Annotated in this window: 8 protein-coding genes; 5 read left to right on the forward strand and 3 right to left on the reverse strand. The window is 65.8% G+C overall.

What is annotated here, in order from left to right; genetic code table 11:
* Positions 1-170: 170 nt before the first annotated feature.
* Positions 171-515: a hypothetical protein gene (locus A5906_RS19370; protein WP_080136970.1), complete on the forward strand. Its 345-nt coding sequence runs from the start codon at positions 171-173 to the stop codon at positions 513-515.
* Between the two features lie 5 nt (positions 516-520).
* Here A5906_RS19370 and A5906_RS19375 read toward each other — a convergent pair whose 3' ends face one another.
* Complete coding sequence (locus A5906_RS19375) at positions 521-1,603, reverse strand: COX15/CtaA family protein (protein WP_080136971.1); 1,083 nt, start codon at positions 1,601-1,603, stop codon at positions 521-523.
* A gap of 110 nt (positions 1,604-1,713) precedes the next feature.
* Between A5906_RS19375 and A5906_RS19380 the strand changes: the two genes are divergently transcribed.
* A complete protein-coding gene (locus A5906_RS19380) occupies positions 1,714-1,935 on the forward strand; it encodes a DUF2842 domain-containing protein (protein ID WP_080136972.1) in 222 nt (73 codons plus the stop codon).
* Here the strand turns inward: A5906_RS19380 and A5906_RS19385 are convergent.
* Positions 1,919-2,968: a polysaccharide deacetylase family protein gene (locus A5906_RS19385; protein ID WP_080136973.1), complete on the reverse strand. Its 1,050-nt coding sequence runs from the start codon at positions 2,966-2,968 to the stop codon at positions 1,919-1,921. The two genes, A5906_RS19380 and A5906_RS19385, sit on opposite strands and share 17 nt — an antisense overlap.
* A 127-nt stretch (positions 2,969-3,095) precedes the next feature.
* On the opposite strand from A5906_RS19385, the gene A5906_RS19390 reads away from it, so the two are divergent.
* Positions 3,096-4,277 (forward strand): GNAT family N-acetyltransferase, encoded by a 1,182-nt coding sequence (locus A5906_RS19390; protein WP_080136974.1) that lies wholly within the window; start codon positions 3,096-3,098, stop codon positions 4,275-4,277.
* Between the two features lie 200 nt (positions 4,278-4,477).
* Here the strand turns inward: A5906_RS19390 and A5906_RS19395 are convergent, their stop codons facing one another.
* Complete coding sequence (locus A5906_RS19395) at positions 4,478-6,787, reverse strand: GumC family protein (RefSeq protein ID WP_080136975.1); 2,310 nt, start codon at positions 6,785-6,787, stop codon at positions 4,478-4,480.
* A gap of 203 nt (positions 6,788-6,990) precedes the next feature.
* Here A5906_RS19395 and A5906_RS19400 point away from each other — a divergent pair, with 203 nt between their 5' ends.
* On the forward strand, positions 6,991-8,124 hold the full coding sequence (locus A5906_RS19400; protein WP_080137292.1) for a glycosyltransferase family 4 protein: 1,134 nt from the start codon (positions 6,991-6,993) through the stop codon (positions 8,122-8,124).
* Between the two features lie 119 nt (positions 8,125-8,243).
* Entirely contained in the window at positions 8,244-9,794 is a 1,551-nt protein-coding gene (locus A5906_RS19405; protein ID WP_080137293.1) for an undecaprenyl-phosphate glucose phosphotransferase, read from the forward strand.
* Positions 9,795-9,986: the final 192 nt, after the last annotated feature.

A 9,986-nucleotide genomic window follows, 5' to 3' on the forward strand; every position in this document is an offset into this window, starting at 1 on the left:
CGAACCTGGAACCTCTATATTGTCCGTTCAGCTCTGGATTCCGGGTTCGGTGCTTCGCACCGCCCCGGAATGACGGGGCGTCTAGGTTTTGGCCGCTGTCAGTTAACAGTCATTAACCATATCCGTCGCATACATCCTCTTTGTTCGCCCCCCTTGATTCGGAGCCGACGATGCTGCGCTGGATGGTGCCTGCCCTTGCGGCGATGCTGACGGTTTCAAGCGCGCTCGCCGCCGACCTGCCGGCGACGCCGAAGCGGCGCACTGCCGTACCGCCGCAGGATCCGCCACAGGTCTATGTCGAGACCGATCCTGATGCGCTGATCTCGCCGGCCTATGGCATCGGCAGCTACATCCGCAACCTGCCGGGAACGCCGCTGTTGCCCGGCTCGCATACGCTGCCCGGGTATTACGGCCGTCCCTGGAGCTACGATTATCAGGGCCCATACTACGGCGGGAAGCAGGTCGATTATTTCTGGCGCCTGCCCTACGCGTGCGGCGTCTACGGCTATTGCTGAGCTGATCAGCCGGGCTGACTGGCCGGAACCGCGCTCGGCTGCGCTTGCGCGGGTTGCCGCGAGCCCAGCCGCTCCACCTGCATCACCGCGAGCGTGAGCACCACGATCGCGACCGCCTGGTGCGTGAGCGCGAGATCGATCGGCACCTGGTTGAGCAGCGTGAGAATGCCGAGCACGGCCTGCAGGCCGATCGCCGCGAACAGCCAGAGCGCGCCGACGGCCGCCGTGCCCGCGCGCGATCGCACCGCGTCGAATGCATGCAGCGCCGCCAGCACGAACAGCGCATAGGCCGTCATGCGATGCTCGAACTGCACGGTCAGCACGTTATCGAACATGTTGCGCCACCACGGCGTCTCGAACCACAGCCGCTCGCCTGAGGGAATGAACGCCCCGTCGATCTGCGGCCAGGTGTTGTAGGCGCGTCCCGCGCGCAGGCCCGCAACCAGCGCACCGAAATAGATCTGGACGAAAGTCACAACGAGCAGCAGCGCGCTGGTGAGCCGTAGCCGCGCGGGCGCTGCGATCTGCGGCCGCTCCTTGAGCCGCCGCACCGTCCAGACGATGCCGGCGAAGATCAGCAGGGCCAGCACCAGATGCGTCGCCAGCCGATATTGCGATACCTCGACCCGCTCGGTCAGGCCCGAGGCCACCATCCACCAGCCGACCGCGCCCTGCAGACCGCCGAGCGCGAACAGCAGCCACAGCCTGCGCTTCAATTCCCCCGACAGGCCGCCGCGCCACAGGAAGAACAGGAACGGCAGCAGATAGGCGACGCCGATGAAGCGACCGAGCAGCCGGTGGCTCCACTCCCACCAGAAGATCTCCTTGAACTCGGATAGGCTCATGCCCGAATTGAGCTCGCGGTATTGCGGGATCTTCTTGTAGGCCTCGAACGCCTCGGTCCACTGCGTCTCCGAGAGCGGCGGCACGCTGCCCGTCACCGGCTTCCACTCGACGATCGAGAGGCCGGATTCCGTCAGCCGCGTCGCCCCGCCGACCAGCACCATCAGCGCGATCAGCGCGGCCACGGAGATCAGCCACCAGCGCACGGCGCGGCGCGGCTCGGACGGGGTAGAAATCATCGTCATTTCAAGGACAAAACCAAGCCTGTACCGAAGAGACTTGAACCGAACTGCGTGCCCCTTATAGTCCCCCGCTCCCGCAGCGCAAGTTACGCGAAAGCCGCTAGTAGTCCGTCATGACGATCCGCACCCGCAAGTTCCTCGGCGCCATCCTGCTTCTGCTGCTGGCCACCGTCTGGGCCCTGCTCGGCATGGCCGCGGCGCAGATGCCGTGGATCGCCGAGTCCGGCTGGCGGCAGGCGATCTACTACGTCGTGGTCGGCATGGGCTGGGTGCTGCCGGCGATGCCGATCGTGAGCTGGATGCAGCGGCCTGATCGCGTCAAGTCTGGCTCGTAGCGCTGCCGGTCGGTTTCACCGGCGCAAAGGCGACACCTGAGACCAGCACGCGCAGTATCCGCAGCGAGCGCACGCGCCCGTCCCAGGAAATCCGCGGCAGCGCCCGCAGATTGGTGCGCCCCTCCGCCTCCACGATGCCCGGGATCGTCGACACCGCGCTGGCAAACCCGGTCTCCTCCGCCATCACGACGTGGCTGCGCCGGAACGAGGTGCGATCGCCGAACGGAAAGGCGAGATGCCTGATCTCGCGGCGGAGGGCGGATTCCGCGACCGCCTTGCCCATCGTCATCTCGCGCAGCGCCGCTGTGTCCTTCATATTGGCCAGGATAGGATAGTTCACGGTCGCGCTGCCGATCGTGACGAGCCGGTCGGCCGCCAGCTTCGCCAGATCCTCCCAATCCATCGACGACTCGCGCGAGATCGCGGCGAGGTCGATCCGGTAGCGCATGCAGAGATCGGCGATCGCAGCCGACAGCTCCGCCGGCGGCAACGAGCGCAGCCAGCCTTCGAGCAACGAGAAAAGCTCCTGCTTCTCGGCATTGCCCGTCACGACGAAACGCTGCTCCCTGTCGCCCATCATCAGGCTGATGCGGCTCTCGCGCGCGATCACCTGCTCGAGCCCGAGCCACCAAGCTTCGCCGACGCCGTCGGGAAAGGCAGTGGGCACATAGATCGTGAAAGGCACGGCGTGGCGTGCCAGCACCGGATAGGCGAAGGTGATGAGATCCTTAGCTGCGCCATCGAAGGTCAGCGCCACGAAACGCCGCTTCTCGGGCAGCGTCACCGCGCGCCGGCAGACCTCGTCCATGCCGAGAAAATCGTAACCCGACCGCTTCAGCGCGCGAATGGCGCGGTCGAGGAATTGCGGCGTGATCTCGTGCGCACGCAGCGGCTGAAACGCCCCGCGCCGCCGCGGCCGCACATGCGCAAAGCGCAGGATGGCGCCGGCGCCACGACTGCGCAGCGCGGCCCGGCCGGTGAACCAGGTCAGCTCAAGGCGCAGCCGTTCCAGCCATCTGTCGTCGGATGCCAATATCCCACCTTCGCGCCCGCCTGAGGCCCGTTCCCTCGCCTCCTCATTACCCTTTGTTGACGTTTCTTTGCAAAGGTCGGCCACAGGCCGAATTACGCATTTTTCGTTTTCTCGACAGGTTTCGCGAATGACCATGGCTGCGGCGATGCAAAGCCGGACGGCAGAAGCGCCAGCACGGTCGAAAGCGAGCCGTATCGCGCAAGTCGACATCCTCACCGACCTCGGCGAGGCCGAGGCGGTCTGGCGTGCCTTCGAGAAGCCCGGTCACCTCTTCACGCCCTATCAGCGCTTTGATCTGCTCGGCCCCTGGCAGCGGCAGGTCGGGGGTTGCGATGGCGCCAGCCCCTTCATCGTCATTGCCCGCGACGCCGAGCACCTGCCGCTTGCGCTGCTGCCGCTGTCGCTGCGCCAGGGCCATGGCGTTCGCACCGCCTGCTTCATGGGCGGCAAGCACACCACCTTCAACATGGGCCTGTGGAACGCCGAATTCGCAGGCGAGGCCGTTGCTGCCGATCTCGACGCGCTGCTTGCGCCGCTGCGCGCGCATGTCGACGTGCTCGCGCTGACGCAGCAGCCGCTGCGCTGGAACGATCAGCAGAACCCGTTCGCGGCTTTGCCGCGGCAGAGCGCGATCAACGGCTGTCCGGTACTGACGATGGAACCGGGCGGCCCTCCCGCATCGCGGATCAGCAATTCCTTCCGCCGCCGCCTCAAGAGCAAGGAGAAGAAGCTCCAGTCGCTCGCCGGCTACCGCTATCACCTGGCGACGACCGACGCGGACGTCACCCGCCTGCTCGACTGGTTCTTTCGCGTCAAGCCGGCGCGGATGGCGGAGCAGAAACTCCCGAACGTCTTCGCCGAGCCGGGTGTCGAAGAGTTCGTCCGCAGCGCCTGCCTCGCACCGCGCGGCGAAGGCCGCGTCATCGACATCCACGCGCTCGAATGCGACGACGAGGTGATCGCGATCTTCGCCGGCGTCGCCGACAGCCAGCGCTTCTCGATAATGTTCAACACCTACACGATGTCCGAGCACGCCCGCTACAGCCCCGGGCTGATCCTGATGCGCTACATCATCGATCGCTGCGGCGAGCGCGGCTACCGTTCGCTCGACCTCGGCATCGGCTCGGACGACTACAAGCGGATGTTCTGCAAGGACGACGAGGACATCTTCGACAGTTTTGTCCCGCTGACCTCGCGCGGCAAGCTCGCGGCGATGGCGATGTCGTCGCTCAGCCACGGCAAGCGGCTGGTGAAGCAGAACCAGATGCTGTTCGACCTGGCCCGACGGCTGCGCCAGGCGTTCGGGTAAGTATCCTCCAGTTGGGCGACGTTCTCCCGCGGCGCATCCTTCGAGACGCCCGCCTTTGGCGGGCCCTCAGGATGAGGACGGAATTCGCGGCAGCGGCTTCAACGGATTCCGATCTGGCCAAGCCTCATCCTGAGGAGACCGCGAAGCGGTCGTCTCGAAGGACGAGGCGCTAGCTCGGGCCCCAGCGCAGGCAAGGACGATCACGCCGCCACCACGCGCAGCGTCTCTGCAGCATTCGACGCCTGCACCGGCTTGCTCAGCATCGTCACCTCGCTGAAGCCGACGGCCTTCAGCTGTTCACACATCTGCGTGCGGGCATCCGGTGCCATCGCGGCATCGGGCACCACGACGGCGCGGGCATTGGTCGTCAGCAGTTCGGCCGGAAGGTCGGACGCACCGCCGGCGTCCAGCAGCACATGGTCGTAGGCGCGCAGCAGCGCGTCGATCGCGAGGCCCACGCGCGGCGACTGCAGCAGGCTGCGATCGAAGCCGGGACGGCCGGCCATGACCAGATGCAGCCGCGAGAGCTTGTCCCTGGTGATGACCTGAGCGAACGAGGCCTCGCCCTGCATCAGCTCGGCAAGGCCGGGCGCGGAGGCGTCGACCGACACCGCGGCAACGGTCGGCGAGGACGCGGCGAGATCGACCAGCACGACGCGCGCCTCGCGCGCCAGATTGCGCGCCAGCGTCAACGCCGACAGCGTGACGGCGTCTCCGGACGCGGTGCCGAGCACCGTGACCTTCTTCGCCGCCTCACCCGCGGCACGCAGGCTGTTCGCCAGATGCTCGATCTCGGCGAATTCGGAGGCCCCGGCATCGGCCGCCATCTCCGGCTGAAGCGGCGCCGGCTCTTCAGTGACCGGTTCGACGAAGGGCTCGACGGGCGGCTGGACCAAAGGTTCCCTGCGAACCGCCGCGTGCGTTTGCGCCACCGCCGGCACCGGGGTGAACACGGCTGCCGCGCGCGGCGCGGTCTGGCGCAGCAGCTCGCCGGTGACGACGACGCCCGACGAGAGCAGCAGCGTCGCAATCGTCGCGATCAGCACGATCGGCAGCTTCTTCGGATAGGCCGGTGTGTTGGAGACGATCGCGCGCGAGATGATGCGGCCATCGGTCGGCGCGGTGTCGATGGTCTCCCGGGTGTTGGCCTCGCGGTACTTGGCCAGATAGGTCTCGAGCAGGTCGCGCTGCGCCTTGGCTTCGCGCTCGAGCGCGCGCAGTTGCACGTCCTGGCCGTTGGTCGAGGTCGCCTGCTTCTTGAGCTGCTCGAGGCTTGCGCTCAGGCTGTCGACCCGGCCGCTGGCGATCCGGGCGTCGTTTTCCAGCGAGCGCGAGATCTTGCTGGCCTCGTCACGGATCTGGGTGTCGAGATCACCAAGCTGAGCCTTCAATTCCTTGATGCGCGGATGGTTGCCGAGCAGCGTCGATGACTGTTCGGCAAGCTGGGCGCGCAGCGTCACGCGCTGCTCGGACAGCCGTCGCATCAGCTCCGAGTTCAGCACTTCCGACGCCTCGATCGGCTTGCCGCTCTGGAGCATTTCGCGGATCAGTCGCGCCTTCGCCTCGGTGTCGGCCTTCAGCGCACGCGCATTGTTGAGCTGGGTGTTGACCTCGCCCATCTGCTGGTTCGAAAGCGTGGTGTTATTGGTGCCGACGAACAGGCTCGACTTGGAACGGAAGTCCTCGGCCTTGGCCTCGGCATCGGAAACCTTTTTGCGCAAATTGTCGATCTCGCCGGCCAGCCACTGGCTCGCGTTCTTGGCCTGGTCCTGGCGCGCGCTCTGTTGCAACACGAGATAGCCCTCGGCGATCGAATTGGCGACACGCGCGGCAAGGTCCGGATCGGCGGACTGGAATTCGACCACAATGACGCGCGACTTGTCGACGGCGTAGGCCTGCAGGCGCTCGTAATAGGCATCGAGCACGCGTTCTTCCGGCGTCATCGAGAACGGATCGCGGCCGATGCCGACGAGCGCCGCCAGCGACTTCAGCGGCGAAATGCCCTGCAACACCGGATCGAATTCGGGGCGTTCGGCGAGCTTGTTCTTCCTGATGATCTCGCGCGCAAGATCGCGCGAAAGCACGAGCTGCACCTGGCTGGTGACGGCCTCGGCGTCGAGCGCCTGCCGCTCCTCGGCACGGTCGCTGTTCGGACGCAGGAACACGTTCTCGCGGCCATCGATCAGGATACGCGATTCCGACTTGTAGCGCGGCGTGACGAGATTGACGACGGCGATCGACGCGACCAGAGCCAACACCGTGGGCACGATGATCCAACTGCGTTTGCGGGCGAGCGCGCCACCGAGCGCATGAAGATCGATGTCGCCGGATTCCGTTGCTGCCTGCTTCTCCGCAACAGGCGCAGGCGTTGCTTCGAGCTTGGTCGGCTCAGGCTTGGGCGCTTCGGTCTTGAGCGCGGTTTCGGCCATCTTGGCCTCGGCCCTGGATTTCGAAACGGCCCGCTCGACCACCGCCTTGTCCTTGCCGGCACGCCAGAACGCTAAACGCATCGAACACTCCCGCAGGGGCAACGCCACCAAGCTACCTCAACCGCAGCGATTACACTCCATTAAGGTTGCCGCTGGGTTAATCGCGACATGTAGCGCCTCGCGACCCGCGCGCCCGTCATCGTTTGTTAACCACGAAGGCTCTTAATCCGTCTCGATATTTCCTGGAATTGTTCGGTACTCGTCATCGAGCGCTGGTTTTGATCATGCCCCCCTCACCCGACCGGCCGCTTCGCATCCTGCACGCCGTGCGCGCTCCGGTCGGCGGCATCTTCCGCCACATCCTCGACGTCGCCAATGGCCAGGTCGACCGCGGCCATCATGTTGGAATCCTCGCCGACAGCCTCACCGGCGGCGAACGGGCCGACAAGGCGCTGGCCGAGCTCGCGCCGCGGCTGAAGCTCGGCGTGCACCGCATGGCGATCCGCCGCGAACCTTCGCCCGATGACCTCATGGTGTGGCTGCGGATGCGGCGGCTGATCGCGAAGCTCAAGCCTGATGTCATGCACGGCCACGGCGCCAAGGCCGGCGCCTTCATTCGCATGCGGCGGCGCACCGACGACGCCATCCGCATCTACACCCCGCACGGCGGTTCCCTGCACTATCCGCTCAACACCCTGAAGGGCGAATTTTACGCGCGACTCGAGCGTTCGTTGATGGGCGCGACCGACCTGTTCCTGTTCGAGAGTGCCTTCGCCCGCGACACCTATCAGCGCATCGTCGGCACGCCCAAGGGCGTGGTCCATTGCGTCTTCAATGGCGTAACGCCGGAGGAATTCGAACCTGTCGTCACCGCCGAGGATGCAACCGACCTCTGCTATGTCGGCGAGTTCAGGCACATCAAGGGCGCCGACCTGCTGGTTGACGCCGTGGCGCGGCTGCGCGAAGGCGGCAAGAACGTCACGCTCACCCTTGGCGGCGACGGCGAGGAGACGGCGGCGCTGAAGGCGCAGGTCGAGAAGCTCGGCCTTACGAGCACCATCCGTTTCATCGGCCACGTCAAGGCGCGCTACGGCTTCTCCAAGGGGCGGCTGCTGGTCGTCCCCTCGCGCGGCGATTCCATGCCCTATGTGGTGATCGAGGCAGGCGCGGCCGGCATTCCGATGATCGCCTCGAAGATCGGCGGCATTCCCGAGATCTTCGGCGCCAACAGCCCCGCTCTGTTCGCGCCGAGCAATCCCGAAGCCATGGCGGAGGCGATTGCCGCCGCACTCGACGATCCGCAAGCGACCGCACAGCGCGCGCTCTCCTTGCGCGAGCGCATCTCGGCGCACTTCTCCCAGCAGGCCATGGTCGACGGCGTGCTCGCGGGTTATCGCGACGCATTTACCAACCACTAACCATTCTTAAGGCCGGCTTTAGAGAATCTTCCGATTTGTCCGATAGTCCAGAAGCCAGGAGATACTTGCCCGGGGCGCTCGGACGTGGCCCGCGGGTTTTTGGAATGGACGTGGACGCCGTGGAACCGCTCAACGCACGCTCGATGTTCGATGCCGCGGCCAGCGCTGCGGCGAGGCCGGCTGACCAGCCCTTTGTCGAGCGCCGCCGCCGGCTGTCGCCCGCCGCGCTCGAGGTCGTCAACCAGAAGGTTGCCCGCGCCTATTCGCCGATCGTGATCGCCGGCTTCGTCCGCCTCGCTGATTTCGCGTTGCTGAGCCTCGTCGGCATCGGGGTCTATGTCGGCTATGTCATGCCGCTGGCCGGAGCCTTCAGCTGGGTCTATCCCGCGGAGATCGTCGCCGTCGCGGTTGCCACCGTGGTCTGCTTCCAGGCCGCCGACATCTATCAGGTGCAGCTGTTCCGCGGTCAGCTCCGGCAGATGACGCGGATGATCTCGTCCTGGTCGTTCGTCTTCCTGCTGTTCATCGGCATCTCCTTTTTCGCCAAGTTCGGCAGCGAGATCTCCCGGCTGTGGCTGGCCGCCTTCTACTTCCTCGGGCTCACCGTGCTCATCTGGGAGCGTCTGATGCTGCGCTCTCTGGTGCGCGCCTGGGCGCGCCAGGGCCGGCTCGACCGCCGCACCATCATCGTCGGCTCCGACCGCAACGGCGAGCAGCTGGTCGAGGCGCTGAAGGCGCAGGACGATTCGGACATCCACGTGCTCGGCGTGTTCGACGATCGCAATGACAGCCGCGCGCTCGACACCTGCGCCGGCGCGCGCAAGCTCGGCAAGGTCGACGACATCGTCGAGTTCGCCCGCCGCACCCGCGTCGATCTCGTGCTGTTCGCGCTGCCGATCTCGGCGGAAACGCGCATCCTGGAGATGCTGAAGAAGCTCTGGGTGCTGCCGGTCGACATCCGCCTGTCCGCCCACACCAACAAGCTGCGGTTCCGTCCCCGCTCCTATTCCTATCTCGGCGAGGTGCCGACGCTCGACGTGTTCGAGGCGCCGATCACCGACTGGGACCTGGTGATGAAATGGCTGTTCGACCGCATCGTCGGCGGCCTCGCGCTGCTCGCGGCGCTGCCGATCATGGGACTGGTGGCGCTGGCCGTGAAGCTCGACAGCCCCGGTCCGGTGCTGTTCCGCCAGAAGCGCTTCGGCTTCAACAACGAACGCATCGACGTCTACAAGTTTCGCTCGATGTACCACCACCAGGCCGATCCGACGGCGTCGAAAGTGGTGACCAAGAACGATCCGCGCGTCACCCGCGTCGGCCGCTTCATCCGCAAGACCAGCCTGGACGAGCTGCCGCAGCTCTTCAACGTGGTGTTCGCCGGCAATCTCTCATTGGTCGGCCCGCGCCCGCATGCGGTGCAGGGCAAGCTCCAGAGCCGCCTGTTCGACGAAGCCGTCGACGGTTATTTCGCCCGTCACCGCGTCAAGCCCGGCATCAGCGGCTGGGCCCAGATCAACGGCTGGCGCGGCGAGATCGACAATGAAGAGAAGATCCAGAAGCGCGTCGAGTTCGACCTCTATTACATCGAGAACTGGTCGGTGCTGTTCGACTTCGTCATTCTCCTGAAGACGCCGATCTCGCTGCTGACCAAGAACGAGAACGCGTATTGAGTTTCCGTCATGCCCCGGCTTGACCGGGGCATCCGGTATGCCGCAGCGCCAGCCGTTTTCTCCAACAGGCGCCGCGGAATTCCGGAAGCCCGGTCAAGCCGGGCGATGACAGCGGTGTTTGTGGCGTACGAGTAGCGTGAGCTTGTGATGGCGTATGCGGCGACAGCCGGTGGAGTGAAATTGGCCGCAACC

The sequence above is a fragment of the Bradyrhizobium sacchari genome (assembly GCF_002068095.1).
Lineage (GTDB): Bacteria > Pseudomonadota > Alphaproteobacteria > Rhizobiales > Xanthobacteraceae > Bradyrhizobium > Bradyrhizobium sacchari.